18 protein-coding genes are annotated in these 19713 nt (G+C 43.4%); 9 read left to right on the forward strand and 9 right to left on the reverse strand.

Annotated features, from left to right (window positions below):
• Positions 1 to 32 precede the first annotated feature (32 nt).
• A complete protein-coding gene (locus AC1DP6_RS02735; protein WP_477053466.1) occupies positions 33 to 1490 on the forward strand; it encodes an Ig-like domain-containing protein in 1458 nt (485 codons plus the stop codon).
• Between the two features lie 59 nt (positions 1491 to 1549).
• Positions 1550 to 2170 (forward strand): recombination mediator RecR, encoded by a 621-nt coding sequence (recR, locus tag AC1DP6_RS02740; RefSeq protein WP_477053467.1) that lies wholly within the window; start codon positions 1550 to 1552, stop codon positions 2168 to 2170.
• 198 nt (positions 2171 to 2368) lie between these two features.
• Here the strand turns inward: recR and AC1DP6_RS02745 are convergent, their stop codons facing one another.
• On the reverse strand, positions 2369 to 2587 hold the full coding sequence (locus tag AC1DP6_RS02745; RefSeq protein WP_477053468.1) for a hypothetical protein: 219 nt from the start codon (positions 2585 to 2587) through the stop codon (positions 2369 to 2371).
• A gap of 422 nt (positions 2588 to 3009) precedes the next feature.
• Between AC1DP6_RS02745 and AC1DP6_RS02750 the strand changes: the two genes are divergently transcribed.
• From AC1DP6_RS02750 to AC1DP6_RS02775, 6 genes are all read left to right on the forward strand, one after another.
• Complete coding sequence (locus AC1DP6_RS02750) at positions 3010 to 4026, forward strand: homocysteine S-methyltransferase family protein (protein ID WP_477053469.1); 1017 nt, start codon at positions 3010 to 3012, stop codon at positions 4024 to 4026.
• 44 nt (positions 4027 to 4070) lie between these two features.
• Positions 4071 to 6836, forward strand: a complete 2766-nt coding sequence (gene metH / locus AC1DP6_RS02755; RefSeq protein WP_477053470.1) for a methionine synthase — start codon at positions 4071 to 4073, stop codon at positions 6834 to 6836.
• A 147-nt stretch (positions 6837 to 6983) separates the two neighbouring features.
• Positions 6984 to 7748 carry an exodeoxyribonuclease III gene (locus tag AC1DP6_RS02760; RefSeq protein ID WP_477053471.1) on the forward strand — a complete coding sequence of 255 codons (765 nt, stop codon included), beginning with the start codon at positions 6984 to 6986 and terminating at the stop codon, positions 7746 to 7748.
• Positions 7749 to 7774: 26 nt separating this feature from the next.
• Entirely contained in the window at positions 7775 to 8077 is a 303-nt protein-coding gene (locus AC1DP6_RS02765) for a DUF4286 family protein (RefSeq protein ID WP_477053472.1), read from the forward strand.
• Positions 8078 to 8393: 316 nt separating this feature from the next.
• Positions 8394 to 8663: an HU family DNA-binding protein gene (locus tag AC1DP6_RS02770; protein ID WP_029465307.1), complete on the forward strand. Its 270-nt coding sequence runs from the start codon at positions 8394 to 8396 to the stop codon at positions 8661 to 8663.
• Positions 8664 to 8816: 153 nt separating this feature from the next.
• Positions 8817 to 8945 carry a 30S ribosomal protein THX gene (locus tag AC1DP6_RS02775; RefSeq protein ID WP_331957710.1) on the forward strand — a complete coding sequence of 43 codons (129 nt, stop codon included), beginning with the start codon at positions 8817 to 8819 and terminating at the stop codon, positions 8943 to 8945.
• Positions 8946 to 9055: 110 nt separating this feature from the next.
• Here AC1DP6_RS02775 and pdxH read toward each other — a convergent pair whose 3' ends face one another.
• Positions 9056 to 9703 carry a pyridoxamine 5'-phosphate oxidase gene (pdxH, locus tag AC1DP6_RS02780; protein ID WP_477053473.1) on the reverse strand — a complete coding sequence of 216 codons (648 nt, stop codon included), beginning with the start codon at positions 9701 to 9703 and terminating at the stop codon, positions 9056 to 9058.
• Positions 9704 to 9789: 86 nt separating this feature from the next.
• On the opposite strand from pdxH, the gene AC1DP6_RS02785 reads away from it, so the two are divergent.
• On the forward strand, positions 9790 to 10908 hold the full coding sequence (locus AC1DP6_RS02785) for a DUF3298 and DUF4163 domain-containing protein (RefSeq protein ID WP_477053474.1): 1119 nt from the start codon (positions 9790 to 9792) through the stop codon (positions 10906 to 10908).
• A gap of 104 nt (positions 10909 to 11012) precedes the next feature.
• On the opposite strand, the gene pyrH is transcribed toward AC1DP6_RS02785, so the two are convergent.
• From pyrH to AC1DP6_RS02820, 7 genes are all read right to left on the reverse strand, one after another.
• Positions 11013 to 11726, reverse strand: a complete 714-nt coding sequence (gene pyrH / locus AC1DP6_RS02790; protein WP_133807696.1) for a UMP kinase — start codon at positions 11724 to 11726, stop codon at positions 11013 to 11015.
• A 200-nt stretch (positions 11727 to 11926) separates the two neighbouring features.
• Positions 11927 to 12751 carry a translation elongation factor Ts gene (gene tsf / locus AC1DP6_RS02795; protein WP_477053475.1) on the reverse strand — a complete coding sequence of 275 codons (825 nt, stop codon included), beginning with the start codon at positions 12749 to 12751 and terminating at the stop codon, positions 11927 to 11929.
• Between the two features lie 148 nt (positions 12752 to 12899).
• Complete coding sequence (gene rpsB / locus AC1DP6_RS02800; protein WP_477053476.1) at positions 12900 to 13907, reverse strand: 30S ribosomal protein S2; 1008 nt, start codon at positions 13905 to 13907, stop codon at positions 12900 to 12902.
• A 103-nt stretch (positions 13908 to 14010) separates the two neighbouring features.
• Positions 14011 to 14400, reverse strand: a complete 390-nt coding sequence (gene rpsI / locus AC1DP6_RS02805; protein ID WP_079471350.1) for a 30S ribosomal protein S9 — start codon at positions 14398 to 14400, stop codon at positions 14011 to 14013.
• 14 nt (positions 14401 to 14414) lie between these two features.
• Positions 14415 to 14858, reverse strand: coding sequence for a 50S ribosomal protein L13 (rplM, locus tag AC1DP6_RS02810; RefSeq protein WP_079471351.1), 444 nt, complete (start codon positions 14856 to 14858; stop codon positions 14415 to 14417).
• Positions 14859 to 15133: 275 nt separating this feature from the next.
• Positions 15134 to 16498 (reverse strand): RagB/SusD family nutrient uptake outer membrane protein, encoded by a 1365-nt coding sequence (locus tag AC1DP6_RS02815; RefSeq protein ID WP_477053477.1) that lies wholly within the window; start codon positions 16496 to 16498, stop codon positions 15134 to 15136.
• A gap of 38 nt (positions 16499 to 16536) precedes the next feature.
• Positions 16537 to 19599: a SusC/RagA family TonB-linked outer membrane protein gene (locus AC1DP6_RS02820; RefSeq protein WP_477053478.1), complete on the reverse strand. Its 3063-nt coding sequence runs from the start codon at positions 19597 to 19599 to the stop codon at positions 16537 to 16539.
• Positions 19600 to 19713: the final 114 nt, after the last annotated feature.

A 19713-nucleotide genomic window follows, 5' to 3' on the forward strand; every position in this document is an offset into this window, starting at 1 on the left:
AAGTTTGTAGCCTACTTAATCCGATCAGGTACATGAATCAATATATCAGGGGCTGGGTTTTCTGGCTGATGTTTATTATCGTTTCCATTTCATTTACGCGATGCGCCAACATTGTACCACCCAGCGGGGGGCCAAAGGACAGTCTTCCTCCGGTACTGCTACAGGTAACGCCCCGCGATTCCACCCTTCACTTTCACAGCAAAAAAGTGGCATTCATATTTGATGAATATGTGGAGCTGGATAATGTAAACGACAAGCTGATTGTGTCGCCTACGCTGAAACGCCCACCAATAGTGACGGCCAAACTGCATACCGTTACCCTTGAAATCAAGGATACGCTGGTACCCAATACCACTTATACTTTCAACTTTGCGGATGCCATCCGTGATATCAATGAACGCAATATTACCCAGGATTTCCAATATGTGGTATCCACCGGCGACTACCTCGATAGTTTGCAGGTAAGCGGACATCTCATAGATGCAGAAAATGGCAGAGTTGATAGTAACGTAGCCGTGATGCTGTATCGCGACCTGACAGACTCTATTGTTTCAAAGGAAAAACCGGTATACTACGCCAAAACCAAGGGGGATGGCTCTTTCCGGTTCAAAAATATTGCGCCTGGTGCGTACAAGATCTTTGCGTTAAAAGAAGAAGACCGCGATCTGCAGTATAATCAGCCCACTGAGCAGATTGCATTTGTGGAAGAGCCGCTGGTGCTGAAAGAAGGCAACCTTTCAGATGTGAATATGCTGTTGTTTATGGAAACAGACAGTACTATAAAACCGCCACCAGAGCCCATAGACTCAACGGATATACAGCCGGAGGAAGACGAAAAGAAAAAGAAGAAATTACCTAAGTTAACGGCCACCGCCTCCCTGGAAGGCGGGCAGCAGGAATTGCCCAAGCCACTGAAGATCACTTTTTCGCTGCCGCTCAGGAACCTGGACAGCAACCGGGTAATATTAGGAGAAGACAGTGCCTATGCTCCGGTGACCTTTACCAACAACATGGACTCTACCAAAACACAGTGGACGATAGGTTATCCCTGGAAAGAAGGAACGCTGTACCGGCTGATTATTCCAAATGATGCCCCCACAGATACCGCAGGGCAACACCTGGCCAGGGCAGATACCATTAAGTTCAGCTCTAAAAAAGTATCTGATTATTCCATTTTTGCAGTAACGGAACTCAACATCGGCGATAGTACCAGGAATGCCATCAACGATACTGCCATGCATTATGTAGTGCAGCTGGTACAGGACAAAACCGTTAAATATTCCGGCACTATTGTGAACGGTAAATGGAGCCAGCGTTTCATTACGCCCGGTGAATACGAAGTGCGGTTGTTGCTGGATACCAACGGAAATGGTAAATGGGATCGGGGTAACTATTATTCCCACCCCAGGAAGCAGCCGGAGCGGGTGATCGTTATTGAAAAGATCAACCTCAAGTCCAACTGGACGCTGACAAAGAAAATAAGCATTTAAATAACGATAGCGGAGGGAGCGGATTACTCCCTCCGCTGCAATATTCCTAACTTTGCACTATGATATTTTCGTCTGCACTGATAGAAAACGCGGTAAATGAATTTGCGAAACTGCCGGGGATCGGTAAAAAAACGGCCCTGCGCCTGGTGTTGCACCTGCTGAAACAGGAAACGGCCCAGGTAGAGCAGTTTGGTGATGTGATTGCACGTATGCGGCAACAGATCCGGTTTTGCAATGTGTGTCATAATGTATCGGATGCAGAAGTGTGCAGTATTTGCAGCAGCCATTCCCGGCAAAAGCAAGTGGTATGTGTGGTAGAAAGCATCCGGGATGTAATGGCTATAGAAAACACCCAGCAATTCAATGGTTTATATCATGTGTTGGGGGGCATCATCTCCCCTATTGATGGTATTGGCCCGGATCAGCTGAATGTACACTCGCTGGTAGAAAGGGTGCAGTTCCAGGGCGTGGAAGAGGTAATTATGGCGGTAAGTCCTACTATTGAAGGAGATACTACTATTTATTATCTCTCTAAAAAACTAAAAGAATTTCCGGTAAAAATTACCACAATAGCCCGTGGTATTGCTTTTGGGGGAGAATTAGAATATGCAGATGAAATGACCCTGGCACGTTCTATCAGCAACCGGCTGCCGTTGGAAAGTTATGTACAGAACAAATAAAGAATTACGAATTAGAAATTACGAATTACGGAGTTGTGGGTAGATAAACTAAATTCGTAATTCGTAATTCGTAATTCGTAATTCGTAATTCGTAATTCGTAATTCGTAATTCGTAATTCGTAATTCTTTATAAAAAAATACGGGTGCTGAATAGCACCCGTCTTCGTTTAACCTGTAATTCCACGTTATGAAAAGTTATCAGACTGCATCCTTTAATGGATCGTCCTGAAATATTGTATGATTGGTTTCTGATTCCTCTTTTTCCTGCAGCTCTTTCCACCGCTGCATTTCATATTTATTTAAAAAACATACCTTAAAAACTTCCGGTTGCCTGTCATCATTTGATACGGGTACTGGCTGCAATCCCAGGCTGGCCAGGTGTTTATGCAGGGTATGGATATGTTCTGATATTGTCATGACTGACGTAAATTTTGTTGTAATAAATAATTGAGAAGAACTTAATGATGAATCTGTTAATTGCAACAGCAATTACAAGGAGTGTAGGCGGAGGGCTGGTGGGTGGCCATGACCGGGTAAATCACTATATTTCTATCATTTTGTTGCATGGTGTCTTTCTATTACCCTACAAATATAGTAGACTTTATAGACTACTACCAAATTAATTTTCCGGATATAAACAAAATCTATATTGAACCTCATAAATATAGAGTTAAGAGAAATCCGGTCAAAGTCCGGCCACATCTTAAGAAACACAAATTCACAAAACAAAAAATTAGCTGGGAAAAGGTTATATTTGTGGGGACTTTTACAGGGTGGATTTGTTTATTGTTCGACCCTGTTCTCTTTTCTTAACGGTAACTAATAAACGCCTTGATAATATGAAATCTTTACAAGACTGCGCCAATGAGCGCATACTTATCATCGATGGTGCGATGGGCACCATGATACAACGCTATCAACTCCAGGAATCTGACTACAGGGGAACCCGCTTTGCTAACTATCCCAGCGATCTTAAAGGCAACAACGACCTCCTGAATCTTACACAGCCGCATATCATTGAAGCCATTCACAAAGAGTACCTGGAAGCAGGCGCTGACATTATTGAAACCAATACTTTCAGCAGTACCTCTATTGCAATGGCTGATTACGACATGCAGGAACTGGCCTATGAGCTGAACGTAGCTGCAGCTACCATTGCTAAAAAAGCAACAGCAGAATATAATGCCAAAACACCCGACAAGCCTCGCTTTGTAGCAGGAGCGATTGGTCCCATGAACAAAACGCTCTCGCTGTCGCCGGATGTAAATAATCCGGGCTTCCGCTCCGTATACTTCGATGAAGTAGCCGCAGCCTACGAAGAGCAGGTCAGGGGCCTCTCCGAAGGTGGTGTGGACATCCTGCTGATAGAAACCATTTTTGATACACTGAACTGTAAAGCAGCTATATACGCCATCAAGAAATATTACCGTGAATCAGGGAAGCCGGAAATACCGGTAATGATATCCGGTACTATTACAGATGCCTCCGGCAGAACCCTCAGCGGGCAAACACTGGAAGCATTCTATATCTCGGTAATGCATGCCAACCCGTTCTCCATTGGCTTAAACTGCGCCCTGGGCGGACAACAAATGCGTCCTTATGTAGAGGAGCTCTCCAACATAGCCAGCTGCTATGTGAGCTGCTACCCTAACGCTGGTTTACCTAACGCCTTTGGTGAATACGATGAGGAACCGGAAGATACCGCCTGTATCATCGAAGACTTTGCCGCATCCGGCTTTGTTAACGTGGTAGGTGGTTGCTGCGGCACCACACCAGATCATATACGCCACATTGCAGATCATGTGAAGCATATCAAACCACGTCTGAAACCAGTATTAGCCGAAACACTGGCATAATCAATTACGGCAGGTTTTCTATTTAACTCCCACTAACAGCAACAATGAGCGAAACTATCATACATAATACAGAACTTACCAATGAACCAATTGTCAACGAAGAACGCAGGGTAATCAAGCCCTTTATGCGTTTGAGCGGACTGGAACCACTGGTGGTGCGACCTGAAACCAACTTTCTTAACGTAGGGGAACGTACCAACGTAACCGGATCCAAAAAATTTGCCCGTCTCGTCAGGGAAGGTCTTTACGAAGAAGCCTTGTCTGTAGCCCGCCAACAGGTGGAAAGCGGCGCACAAATCCTGGATGTAAACATGGACGATGCCCTCCTCGATGGAGAAGTGGCCATGTCTACCTACCTGAACCTCCTGGCAGCAGAACCGGATATTTCCCGTATCCCGGTGATGATTGACTCCAGTAAGTTTTCCGTTATTGAAGCCGGGTTGAAATGTGTACAGGGTAAATGTATTGTGAACTCCATCAGCTTAAAAGAAGGAGAAGCCAAATTCATTGAGCAGGCACATATCTGCAAAAGCTATGGTGCTGCCGTAGTAGTGATGGCTTTTGATGAACACGGCCAGGCAGATACCGAAGAAAAAAGGGTCTCCTTCAGTCATCGTGCCTATAAGATATTGACAGAAGTAGTGGGATTTGCTCCGCAAGACATCATCTTCGATCCCAATATATTTGCGATTGCCACCGGTATTGAGGAACATAACAACTATGCCGTAGAGTTTATCAATGCTACCCGCCGCATTAAAGAACTGATGCCGCTGGCTAAAATAAGTGGTGGGGTGAGTAACGTATCATTCTCCTTCCGGGGGAACGAAACCGTGCGGGAAGCCATGCACTCCGTATTCCTCTTTCATGCTATCAAAGCTGGTATGGACATGGGTATCGTGAATGCAGGTATGTTGCAGATATATGACGATATTGAACCAACGCTCCGGGAATTATGTGAGGATGCCATACTAAACAGACGGGACGATGCCACCGAAAGACTGATTCAGTTTGCGGAAACCGTAAAGGCCAAAGGAAAGGTAATAGAGAAAGATGAGACCTGGAGGCTGGGCACTGTGGAAGAGCGATTAAGTCATGCCCTCGTAAATGGTATTACTGACTATATAGATGGAGATACAGAAGAAGCCCGCGTTAAATATCCCCGTCCGCTGGACGTGATTGAAGGCCCGCTGATGGCTGGTATGAATATCGTAGGTGACTTATTCGGCAGTGGTAAAATGTTTTTACCACAGGTGGTAAAGAGTGCCCGTGTGATGAAAAAGTCTGTGGCCATTCTGACCCCATATATTGAGGAAGAGAAGCTGCGTATGCAGGCAGAATTTGGCGGAGAAATAAAAGCCGCCGGTAAAATACTGCTGGCTACCGTAAAAGGAGACGTACACGATATCGGTAAAAACATCGTAGGCGTGGTACTGGCTTGTAATGGCTATGAGATTATTGACCTGGGTGTAATGGTACCGGCAGAAAAAATCCTGCAGGCAGCCCGCCAGGAAAAAGTAGATATTATCGGTCTTAGTGGCCTGATTACCCCCAGTCTGGATGAAATGGTACACGTAGCCCGTGAGCTGAAAAGGCAGGACTTTAACATCCCGCTGATCATTGGAGGTGCTACCACCAGCCGTACCCATACTGCTGTTAAAATAGCCCAGGAATATGGTCATGGTGTAGTACACGTACTGGATGCTTCCCGTAGTGTAACGGTAACCGGCAGCTTGCTTAACAAAGCGCTGAAACCCGATTTCCTGGCTGGTATACAGGCAGAGTACCACAAATTAAATGAAGCATTCAGAAATAAAAAACAAACCAAACAATTCCTTMCGATCGCCGTAGCGCAACAAAACAAAACCCTCATCAACTGGGACACCTTTACACCTGTAAAACCTAAGAAGACCGGGGTGATGAAGTTTGAGAACTACGACCTGGGAGAAATTGCCGCATATATTGACTGGCAGCCATTCTTCATTGCCTGGGAACTACATGGTAAATTCCCGCAGATCCTCACTGATGAGATTGTAGGTGTGGAAGCTACCCGTTTGTTCCACGATGCAAAAGAATTATTGAACAAAGTGATTGCAGAAAAATGGCTGGGTGCCAATGCTGTGATAGGCCTCTACCCTGCTAACCGCGTGGCTGCAGACTCCGTAAAGGTAACCCCTGAGCAGGCAGATATTGCCCCGGTACAGCTGGAGTTCCTGCGTCAGCAGGTAAAGAAAGCCCCGGGACAGGCTAACTTTTCCCTGGCTGATTTTATTGCCCCTGAAGAAAGTGGCAAAACCGACTACATTGGCGGGTTTGCGGTGACTACTGGTGTCGGCATTGAAAAGTGGCTGGATAAATTCAAAGAGGAACATGATGACTATAACAGCATTATGCTGAAAGCGCTGGCCGACAGGCTGGCGGAAGCTTTCGCAGAACTCATGCACGAACGTGTACGTAAAGAGTTCTGGGGATACGCTACAGAAGAACATCTAAGCAACGAACAACTGATTAAGGAAGAATATGCGGGTATACGTCCGGCGCCGGGTTATCCTGCCTGCCCTGATCATACCGAGAAATACAAATTGTTTGACCTGTTAAGTGCCACCGAAAACACCGGCATTACACTGACAGAATCGCTGGCCATGTACCCTGCCTCCAGTGTGAGTGGCTGGTATTTTGCAAATCCGGAAGGCAAGTATTTCGGATTAGGCAAAATAGAAAAAGACCAGGTAATAGACTATGCTGCCCGCAAAGGCTGGACAGTAGAAGAAGCTGAACAATGGCTTCGCCCCAACCTGGAATACGATATGTAGTTGAAACAGCTGTTAGCCATTAGCTGTTAGATTAACGCGAATAGTTAAGCAGACCAAAATATTAGATTAAATAGCTGCTGGCTTTTAGCAAAATGCAACAGATCCGCTGCATTTTGCTAAAAGCTAAAAGCTAAAAGCCAAAAGCTAATGCGAATCATATCTTACAATGTAAACGGCCTGAGGTCAGCCATGACTAAGGGGTTCACCGAATGGTTACAATCAGATCCTGCCGATATTATCTGCCTGCAGGAAATCAAAGCTCACCAGGAAAACATCGACTTTGCCCAATTTGAGAAGCTGGGTTATGAACATTACTGGTATCCTGCACAAAAGAAGGGATATAGTGGAGTGGCGGTGCTGACACGTATTAAGCCCGACTTTGTACAATATGGTAATGGTCATGAACAGAGTGACACAGAAGGCCGCTTTATAAGGCTGGATTTCGGCGATATTACCCTGATCAATACCTACTTCCCTTCCGGGACTAGCGGGGATATCAGACAGACCTATAAATACCAGTGGCTGGAAGAGTTTTTCAAGTACCTCGATGAGTTAAAGAAAACCCGTCCAAAGCTCGTGGTATGCGGCGATTACAACATTTGCCACAAGCCGATAGATATACATGATCCGGTGAGCAATAAAAATTCTACCGGCTTTTTGCCTGAAGAACGGGCCTGGATGGACCGTTTCTTTGAGAGTGGCTTCGTAGACAGCTTCCGTCATTTTAATACAGACCCACATCAATACAGCTGGTGGAGCTTCCGGGCCAATGCCAGGAACAATAACAAGGGCTGGCGTATAGATTACATCAATGTTACAGCGCCCCTGAAAGAACAGCTTAAACATGCCACTATATACCAGCAGGTAAAGCATTCTGACCATTGTCCGGTGTTTGTGGAGCTGGCCATATAAGCATTTGAGAACAAGCCCAATTTAATATGATTATATACAATGTAACCACGAAAGTGGCCACAGACAGGGAGTTTCAGTGGCTACAATGGATGAGGGAGTCGCAGATTCCGGCTATTATGGCCACGGGATTGTTTAGTGATTACCGTATGAGCCGGTTACTGGAGCAGGACGATACAGAAGGGCCTACTTATGTAATACAATATTTTGCGGATAGCCTGGAACAGTACAATATCTTCTCAGAAAGGCACCAACAAGGGCTCCGGGAAAGTGCGTATGCTATTTTCGGGGATCGTTTTATTGCCTTTACAACCATTATGGAGGTGATTTAAGTAAGGGATCTTGACTAAACTTATCCACAGGAAATCCACTATTTTCAAGGCATCCGGACTTTGGTACAATACTTGGTTTAAAGCCGCGTTAATAGTAAAAAAACAGGCAAACATGCCACGGTGCAGGGTTCTACAAGATCCTGCTAAAGCTCACTACTTTAGCACGGATCAGGTCAATCAGCTGTAACCGTTACCAGTAGCGTTTTTCAGCCGATAAATTTTTCTATAAAAAATTTGTAAAAAATTTGGTAATCTGATAAAACGCGCTATATTTGCTCACATCAAACATTTTTTCACTAGTTAAATCTTACTAACTATGAACAAAGCCGAATTAATCGACAAGCTTGCTAAAGATGCAGCTATTACCAAAACCCAAGCTAACGAAGCTCTGGATTCTTTCACCAAAGCAGTTGCTGATACCCTGAAAAAAGGTGGCAAAGTAACTTTGGTTGGTTTCGGTACTTTCTCCGTTTCTAAACGTGCTGCACGTAACGGTAGAAACCCACAAACCGGTCAGATCATCAAGATCAAGGCTAAGAAAGTTGCTAAGTTCAAGGCTGGTAAAGCTTTATCCGACAAGCTCTAATCAGTTAGCACAACTTATTCAAGCAAGGAACAATCATGTTTCTTGCTTTTTTTTTATATCAAACGGCCGGCACTATACAATTTCATCGAATTACAGTAATTTGCAGCCTGATAACATCATATTTAATAAACAACAAACTTCAAATTATTCGTTATGGGTAGAGGAGATATCAAAACCAAAAAAGGTAAGATCTTTAGTGGATCTTTCGGTAAAGTAAGATCTGCTAAAACAAGAAAAAATACTGCAGCCAAGACTGCCGCTACAGCTGCACCAAAGGCATAAGCATAAAGCATAAGGCTAAAAGCAAAAAGCTATTGAAGCGAATAATTAAAGCAAAAGGTTAATACCCGCTTGGATCATTCGCTTCAATAGCTTTTTGCTTTACGCTTACATCAGGGTGCCAGGCGCTCTATTTTCCAGCTACCATCCGCTGTTAAAGTATACAAAATCCGGTCGTGCAGGCGACTACTTCTACCCTGCCAGAATTCTATCCCCTGAGGCTTCACTACGTAACCACCCCAATAATCGGGTCTCTGAGGGTCTTCTTGCTGATATTTTGCGGTCTCCTGGTCTACCTGTTCCTCCAGGAAAGATCTGCCCGGAATGACCTTGCTTTGAGGCGAAACGATGGCACTTATTCTGCTACCTAATGGACGGCTGTTATAATACTCATTACTGATCGCTACCGGCGCTTTACTAACGGTGCCCTCTATACGAACCTGTCTTTGCAGCTCCCGCCAGAAGAACAGCAGCGTAACATGTGGATTCTCTGCCAGTTCCTGTCCCTTGCGGCTTTCATAGTTAGTGAAAAACAAAAATCCATCTTCATCAAAGCTTTTCAGTAATACAATTCGTGCCGAAGGATGCCCGTCCGGCGTGCTGGTTGCCAGGGTCATGGCATTGGCTTCATCTATTTCGCTATGGATAGCATCGTCCCACCACTTCCCGAATTGTGCTAAAGGATAGGGTGCTATCTCGCTTTCATCCAGGGACGCCAGCTTATAATCTTTCCGTAAATCAGCTATTTTCTGGTTCAACATGGTCTGTTAATTTTATTGGTTCAAACGGGTCATCAAAGGTATGGAAGGATAATAGTAATTTTGACGGATCTGATATAAATCATACTATGAAAAGAGTTTCATTTTGGGTATTACTGATGACTGTCGCGCTGCTATCCTGCCATACGCGCAATGAAAAAGACAGTAGTGCTACCGGTAATACTGCTGATATCATTGTCCCATTGGTGTCTACTCCCCTGTTTTATACACAGCTGAAAGGTAAACTAGGTGAAAAAGAAATTACCATGCAATTACTGAAAACCGCGCCGAACCTGTTTCGTGGCTACTATAGTGACGACAGCATAGGACGGCCCATTGCACTATGGGGTACCCTGGATTCCAACCTGGTCAACATTTATGAAGAAACCAGTAACAGTGCGGAAGACCGGTTGTTCAGCGGATATCTCTCTGATGATGGGAGATTCAAGGGAGTATGGCATGGTAACGGTACTTCCTATCATTTTGAATTTCATACGGACCTGAAGAAAGCCGTACCATTACAGGTGTTTTACCAGATAGACTCTGCCAAACTGATACCTTCCTTTCCGAAATCACCGATAGGAACCGTTTCCGGGAGTGTGATATGGCCTGATTCCCTGGTAGACTCCACCATTGCAAACTTCATCATTCAGCAGGTGACTGGTGGTAGTCATTTCAAAAGTCCGCAGCAGTATCTGAAAAGAGGAATTGACTCGTTTATCCTTAGCTATCGGGTATCTGCCAAAGATGCGGATAGCAGTGAATTCAGTGATGCATCTGAGGCGATGTCGTGGAACTGGACTACAGACAATGATACAAAGGTGGTGTACAATACCTGGCCATTGCTGGTGATAGAGAAGTATGCTTATGATTTTACTGGCGGCGCACATGGCAATTGGGGCGCCACTTATAAAACGCTGGATCTGTCTAAACGGAAGGTGCTTACACCCGATGATATTTTCAAACCTGGTTATAAAGAAACGCTGAGTGCCTTACTGGACAAAGCTTTCAAAGACAGGTTTCACATGAGTGAAGAAGAAGCACTGGATCAGAATCTGTTGGTAAAGAGCATTCCACCTAATAATAATATGATTGTTACCGGTAAAGGTGTTGCTTTCAGCTATGTACCTTACGAGATAGGTCCTTATGCTTTGGGGCAGGTAACGTTGTTTGTGCCGTTTACAGCGATGAAGGGAATACTGAAGTAATAGCTTTTAGCTTTTAGCTTTTAGCAAAAATGCAGCGAGAAACATAATATATGTTCTTCGCTGCATTTTTGCTAAAAGCTAAAAGCTAACTGCTAAAAGCTAAATTATCCTTTCACTAAAGTACCAACATTTTTACCCATGATAACGTTCAGGAGATTACCCTGGCGGTTCATATCAAACACGATGATAGGCAGTTTATTTTCCTGGCAAAGGGTAAATGCTGTCATATCCATCACGTTGAGGGATTTCTGATATACTTCTGAGAAAGTAATGGTTTCGTAGCGGGTGGCTGTTTTATCTTTTTCAGGATCTGCTGTATAGATACCATCTACGCGGGTTCCTTTAAGGATTACATCGGCCTGAATTTCTATAGCGCGCAGGGAAGCAGCGGTATCAGTGGTAAAGTACGGGTTACCGGTACCTCCACCAAAAATCACAACACGACCTTTTTCTACGTGGCGGATAGCGCGGCGGCGGATATAAGGTTCAGCGATTTGTTCCATTTTGATGGCAGATTGCAGGCGGGTGTAAAGACCAACTCTTTCCAATCCACTTTGCAGCGCCATACCATTGATCACTGTTGCGAGCATTCCCATGTAATCGCCTTGTGCTCTTTCAATGCCTGTTTCGGCTTCATTCATACCGCGGTAGATATTACCTCCGCCAATTACGATGGCTACCTGTACCCCGAGGTCGGTAACCGCCTTAATATCGTAGGCGTACTGTGTTATCACCTTCGGATCAATACCATAATTTGCATCCCCCATGAGGGCCTCACCGCTCAATTTGAGCAAAATACGCTTATACTTTGGCAACATGACGCTATAAAATATTGTAAGATTGTGATTTCCTAATCTGGTTTACGGTATTCTAATATACAACTTAAATGCAGAAAGGAGGAAATGAAGGAAAAAATGCCTTTTTTATTGCCTGTTTCCTGTGGGTTAAAGTGTATGATTAGTTATGCGCAAAAAAAAGGAGAGAAACGAATTCTCTCCTTTTTTTCGATATGTTTTTCTTAACCTAAAGCGATTCGCTTAAAGCCAACCACTTTCAGATCAGCATCTACTGATTTCAGGTAATCCGCTACGGACTTGTTGTTGTCCTTAACGAAAGCCTGTGGCAGCAGGGTGCTTTCTTTGAAGAATTTATTTACTTTACCGGCAGCAATTTTCTCAGCCATTTCAGCAGGTTTGCCTTCAGCTTTCACTTGTTCAACAGCGATTTCTTTTTCGCGGGCGATCAGTTCAGCAGGAACACCATCCGCATCAACTGCGATAGGGTTCATAGCTGCGATCTGCATAGCGATATCTTTACCTACTTCTTCAGAAACAGGTTTAGAGAAAGCTACCAGTACACCCATGCGGAAGTTACCGTGAATGTAAGCGGTTACGCTACCAGCTTCAACGAATTCGAATTTATTGAGGGTGATTTTTTCACCGATTTTTGCTACCTGATCGTTTACTTTATCAGCTACTGTAGCGCCGTCCAGAGGAGCAGCGTTCAGATCTTCAACGGTTTTGATACCGCTGGTCAGTGCCAGATCAACGATAGACTGTGCAAATTTTACGAAGTCTTCGTTTTTAGCAACGAAGTCAGTTTCACAACCCAGACCTACGATAACACCGGATTTACCATCAGCTGCTGTTTTAGCGATGATAACGCCTTCTTTGGTTTCACGATCGGAACGTAATGCAGCCACTTTCTGACCTTTCTTACGCAGGTAGTCTACTGCTTGTTCAAAATCACCATCACTTTCTACCAGTGCCTTTCTGCAATCCATCATACCAGCACCAGTTTGCTGACGCAGTTTATTTACATCAGCTGCTGTAATTGTTGCCATGAGCTATAATTAGTTTAATTGTTGTAAAAATTTATGACCAGCTTTTAGCTATTAGCCTTTAGCTTTTAGTAAATGCTGTGAAGAACATTTTATGTTATCTCCGCTGCATTTACTAAAAGCTAAAGGCTAATAGCTAAAAGCTTAATGATTATCTTCCGCCGCCTGGTTTTCTAGGACCACCGCCGCCAGCGCCAGATGGACGACGTTGTCCGCCTGCTGCACCGCCACCACGGTTTCCACCTGCACCACCGCCACGGTTAGCACCGCCGCCCTGGCCACCTGGACCACGACCGCCGCCGCCTGGACCACCACGGTTAGCGCCACCTGGACCGCCTTGACCACGTCCACCACCTGGTGCACCTGGTTTACGACCTCTTTCACGATCTTCACCGCCTTCAACATCGAACTTGCGTCCTTTGTCGTCTGCTTCTTCTTCTTCCTCTACTTCTTCAGATTTCTCTGTAGCTCTTTCAGAAAGACCTTCAGCGATAGCTGCGCAAATGTAGCTGGTGATGATAGCGATAGATTTAGTAGCATCGTCATTCGCCGGGATAGCGAAATCTACTTTAGTAGGATCGGAGTTAGTATCCACCATACCGAAGGTAGAGATACCCAGACGCTTAGCTTCCGCCAGTGCAATGTGTTCGTGGCTGATATCAACCATAAACAGCGCAGCTGGTACACGTGCCAGTTGGGCAATACCACCCAGCACTTTCTCCATTTTCTCTTTATCGCGGCTTAAAGTAAGACGTTCTTTCTTGGTGATGTTGTCGAATGTACCGTCCTGCAGCATTTTTTCAATGCTCTGCATTTTCTTAACACTCTTACGGATCGTAGAGAAGTTAGTGAGCATACCACCTAACCATCTTTCAGTAACGAAAGGCATGTTGATGTTACGCGCAGCATCTGCTACGATTTCTTTCGCTTGCTTTTTAGTAGCAACGAACATGATCTTTTTGCCGCTTTTAGCGATAGATTTCAGGGCAGCTGCTGCTTCCTGTAATCCTTCTACGGTTTTGTTCAGATCAATGATATGAATACCTTTCTTTTCTGCGAAAATATAAGGCAGCATCTTGGGATTCCACTTTTTCTTCAGGTGACCGAAGTGAACACCTGCCTCCAGTAACTGCTGCTGCAATGAGGTATTATTTTCCATGTTTATATTGCTCAATTAAAAGGATCAAATAATGTTTAGCTCTTGGCGGTTAGCGTCCAGCAATTAGCTAAAGGCTAACGGCTAATGGCTAACTGCTCAAATATTAGCGTTTAGAGAACTGGAAGCTTCTTCTTGCTTTTGCTTTACCTGGTTTCTTACGTTCAACTCCACGTGGATCACGTTTCAGCAGACCAGCAGCTTTCAGTGCGGGACGGAACTCGATGTTCACTTCGCAAAGAGCACGGGCAATACCCAGCTTAATTGCTTCTGCCTGACCTTTGATACCACCACCCTGTGCGTTCACTTTCACGTCAAATTTATCGAGTGCTTCGATAGTTTTGAAAGGCAGTTCCACCTGATTTTGCAGGTAGATCAAAGAAAAGTAGTTTTTATAATCTTTGTCGTTAACAGTAATGTTACCGGTACCCTTGTTGATGTAAACACGGGCAACAGCTTCCTTACGACGACCTATTGTATTTTTTTGCTTTTCCATGTATCAGAGAAAAATTAGAAAGTTAAAGGTTGTGGTTTCTGCGCAGCATGAGGATGTTCAGCACCAGCATATACAAATAATTTTTTGTACATCGCACGGCCCAGACGGTTTTTAGGCAACATGCCTTTAACAGCCTTTTCGATCAACACCTCAGGACGGCGACGGATCAGATCCTTAGCCAACTCGATTCTCTGACCACCTGGGAAACCAGTGTAGTGCATATATTCTTTCTCCTGCATTTTGTTGCCGGTTAAAGCAATCTTTTCTGCATTGATTACGATGATATAATCACCACAATCAGTATGAGGCGTATAGTAAGGCTTGTTTTTACCTCTTAAGATAGCCGCCATTTTAGCTGCAACTCTTCCCAGAGTCAGGTTGGTAGCATCTACTATATGCCAGTCACGCTTTACGTAAGCGTCGTTAGCCGATTTAGTTCTGAAACTTAATGTATTCATTGTTGTATACGATAAAAATTACGTCTTGTAAACAATTCCCCATTATGAGGAGTGCAAAGGTACATTGCACAATCTTAATAACAATACATTTTGGACACTTTTTTCCGGGGCACCTTTGTAATAGATTGATTTTCAATAAAAAATTTGTATAAAAGTTATTAACAGCGTTTGTAAAAAGGTTAACAAAAGTTTTTTTCATCATATCACTCCCTAAAAAAAGCGCACCTGCCCTAAAAAAGGCAGGTGCGCTTTTAAAATATTACATTAATTCATAATTAATATCCTTCATTCTGCGTGAGTTTGGAGTTTACATCCGTTTCACGCTGTGGAATGGGAAGTATCATTTTATTATCATCATACTTACGAGTGCCGAAATCCATTTTCAAACGCTTGTAAGTAAAGAATTTATCGCCTTCGAAAGACAGTTCGCGTAATCTTTCCTGCACGGCAATATTTGCAGTAACGGCAGCTAAGATGCTGGCATTTGAGCGTCTTCTTACTGCATTAATATCGTTCAACGGCGTTTCCCCTATCACTGTTCCTGCTCTCAGGTTACCCTCTGCACGTGTAAGAAGCAATTCTGCCAGTCTTACAATAGGAATATTTTTAGCCTGCAATTCCCATTTATTAGTATAAAACCCTGCTGTGTTATTACCTTCTCCTTCATAGAAAAAGGATTTGCGTACATCATCCTCTTCATAGTTTCCTAACGTAGATGTATCTACTGTAATATCTCCTCTCCCATTCGTACTATAGAAAGTAGCTATACCAGCATTTACGGTGCCGGCATTGCTCTGGTCAGTTTCCTGAATAGCAAATACATCTTCTATAGAGTTGACTGCATTATTAAAGGCTGCAGGGAAAGTGGTGGTAAGCCCGTAAGCTCCACTGGAAATAACTGAATCTGCCATGGCAGCTGCATCTGCATATCTTCCTTCAGCCAGATATACTCTTGATAGGATAGCAAAAGCGGCATATTTAGTTGCCCTGGTTCCGTTAGTTTTAGGCAGATTTTTATACGCTTCTATAAGATCAGCTTCTACCTGCTTATACATTACATCCACAGTAGCACGTGCACCGAAGGATTTAGGCAAATCCGCATCAGAACTAACCGGCTCCAACATTAATGGTACAGCAAGATTACTTGTTACATTTCCTGCTGAATACGGCTTACCAAAAAAGTTCGTCAGATTAAAATTAACCATCGCCCTAAGAAACTTAGCCTCTGCAATTGTAGCTGGCTGTTTAGCCTTAGACACAAGGTCTATTTTGCTTATCACCAGGTTTACATTATTGATGATAAAAAAACCTCTTTTCCACATACTCTCAGGAATGGAATGGCTTTTTGTCTGAGTTTTATTCTGTATTTGTTTATAGGTCAGAAATGTTCCTCCAAAATTAATTTCGCCTTCATCCGCCAACAGATCCGGGATCAGCAGGTACCGTTCACCGAAAGCCTCTGCGTTCGCCATATTAAGATAAGATCCGGACAATACCGCTATCACATCACCTTCCGTCTCGATTTGATCAGGTGTGATTTGCTTACCTGGTACCACATCCAGGTTTTTATTACAAGCCGTCAATACTGCCAGGCTTGCGGCCATGATGCAAATACTGATATTTCTGATATGTGATTTCATGTGTTTACTTTTTAAATAATGAATTACAACAGGCTGGTTTAGAATTTAACATTTAATCCTACTGTTACTTGTTTTGCCTGTGGTACAGTATAAAAATCAACCCCACCTGCAATATTTCCTGTTACATCTGTATTGATTTCCGGATCAGCAATGTATTTGGTCTTGGTCCACAAATTAAATCCAGCTACATAAAAGCGCAGGTTGGAAATGTGCAGGGCACTCAATGCTTTCTTTGGAAGGTTATAACCAAGTGTCAGAGATTTCAAACGGATGTAAGATCCATCATATAACCAACGGGTAGAAGTTTCAGAAACACCATTCAGGTAATATCCGGATAAACGTGGTTCGTTCGTGATATCGCCTGGTTTTTGCCATCTGTCCAAAACTTCAGTGGTCTGGTTATCCAATCCATTTGCAAAGCCACTGGACATATAGATACCAGCACGATTGTAAATATTATTACCTTGTACGAAGGTGAAGAAAACACTGAGGTCAAATCCATAAGCAGAGAAAGTATTGGTGAATCCACCAGTCCAGTCGGGGTTAGATTTACCCACTACCTGACGTTCTCCTTGTGCAAAATCTTTGGTTGTTTTACCATCTTTATCCAGGTATAACGGATCTCCTGTTTGTGGATCTACACCTGCATATTTAACCATAAAGAAAGCACCGATGGGTTCTCCTTCAACGGCACGTTGTTCTCCGTTAGGGCTTTCAATAATTTGTCCTTTAATATCTTTTACCAGGTTTTTATTATACGCAAGATTCAGATTGGTGGTCCAGTTGAAATTCCTTGAAACAATATTACGTGTAGTCAGACCTATTTCGATACCTTTATTAGACATATTTCCAATGTTCTTATACTGAAAGGTATAACCGGACATATATGGCACATTCGCCTGTAATAACAGGTCGGATGTCTGTTTGTTATAGTAGTCTACTTCACCACTGATGCGGTTATCCAGGAGCCCAAATTCAACGCCTACATCAAACTGTCCGGTTTTTTCCCATTTGAGATCGGCATTACCAATGCGCAGTGGTCTGAAGCCTGGTAAGCCAGGATAGTTCGTAGGTTCCAGCAGCGTGAGAAAGCGGTTGTTCCCAATTTCAGCATTACCTGTTAAGCCATAGCTGGTTCTGATTTTCAGATAATTCAGTACACTGTTTCCTTTCAGGAAATCTTCTTCAGAAACTACCCAGCCCAAAGACCCCGCAGGAAATGTACCATAACGGTTATTAGGTCCGAAACGGGAAGATCCATCCGCTCTCACACTGAAAGAGGCCAGGTATTTATTTTTATAGGCATAATTGGCACGCAGGAAATATGACAAGAAAGTATACTTCTGCGTTTCAGAAGATCCTGCAGTGATAGTAGCTGCTGCTGCTATATTTTTCAACAAATCTGATGGGAAATTCTGACCATTAGAACTGGCGGCGTAGAAATTATTTTGCAAATAACTCATCCCAACTGTGGCAGAAAATGTATGATCAGCACTGATAGTAGGGGCGTAAGTAAAATAGTTATTGGTATTTAAAACTACATTCTGGTTAATGCTGGCTGAGGCACCACCGCCAGTGCTCACTCCATCAGATGCCAGTTTACCTATATATTGATCTTCATTCATATTCAGGATATCTGTACCCAATTCTGATCTGAATGTAAGAGAGGGAAGAAATTTATAATTCAGGAAAACGTTACCAACTGTTCTGAAAGTAACCAATGTATTCGTATTAAACTGCGCATCATATAATCCGTTTGCATAGGTACTTCTGCGGGTAATTTTTCCTGTAGAATCACGCTCAGGAGTAATGGGCGATAATGCTACTAATTCTCCCGGAGTAGATAATGTATTATCATTACTTATGCGGTCAAGCTCCGTGCGACTTACCGCCAGGTTTACGCCAAAAGACAACTTATCAGTGGCTTTATGGTCCAAGTTTAAACGGCCACCATATCTCTTGAAGTTATTATTAATAACAATCGCATTCTGGTTAGCAAAGTAGCCTGATATAAAAAACCTTGTTTTATCATTCCCACCTGAAGCAGATAAATCGAGTTGTTGACTGGGAGCTGCATTTCTGAATGAAAGGTCTTCCCAATTTGTATTCACGGCATTATTCCGCCAGTCCGTACCTTTTGATAAGCTTTTGAAAGCGGGAACAACACCATTAAACTGGTCATTCATGAAAAAGTCTAGTGCCTCTGCTTCAGTAGCAAAATCACCAACCTCAACACCTGTTTTAGCATCATTTTTCGCTCTTTCTGTCAGCAGGTCTACATATTGCTTAGCATTCAGAAAACCTCTCTTGCGGGTAGGTTTCCCCCAGCTAGAGCTGGCATTCAGTTCAATTCTTGTTTTTTCTCCCGATTTTCCTTTTTTCGTAGTAATCAATACTACTCCATTCGAAGCACGTGCACCATATATGGCAGAGGCAGCAGCGTCTTTTAGTACTTCTACAGATTCAATATCATTGGGATTAATGTCTGCCAATGGGTTTGTGTCATCATTATTGATATCCGACAAACTGGTTGATTGTATCGGAACACCATCCAATACATATAGGGGCTGGCTGTTGGCTGAAATGGAAGAAGTACCACGGATACGTATTTTAATAGCCTGGCCTAATTTACCACTTCCTGATTCAACCACCACACCGGGAGCTTTACCTTGTATCGCTGATTCGAAACTCACTACTGGCTGGTTTTCTATTTCTTTAGCAGATAGTTTTGTTACCGAACCTGTTAACGTTTGTTTGGACTGAGTACCATAACCTACTACTATTACCTCTGAGAGGTCTTTATTTCCTACAGTGAGGTTTACATTAACTACATTCTGATTACCTACAGCTATCTCTTGATCACTATAACCGACAAAAGAAAAGATTAATGATATTCCCTGGCCTGAGATGTCGAGCTTATAACTGCCATTGGGATTAGTTACCGTACCATTAGAGGTTCCTTTTACTTTCACAGTAACGCCGGGCAGACCGCTACCATCTTTCTGGTCTGTAACCCTACCAGTAATTTGTCTTGACTGGGCAAATGTCAAGGTACTGCATAGGAACAGCAACATGCCCACCATCGAGTAGAATCGCAACATGGTTCTTAGTTTAGATTTTGAGTTATGAACAGCAGTTTAATACACATTTGGTCGATGAGGTAATTTTGGGCCTTATCATTTAAGCAAAAAACACAAGCAATGCACTCACAGTAC

The organism is Chitinophaga sp. 01L420, assembly GCF_056399985.1.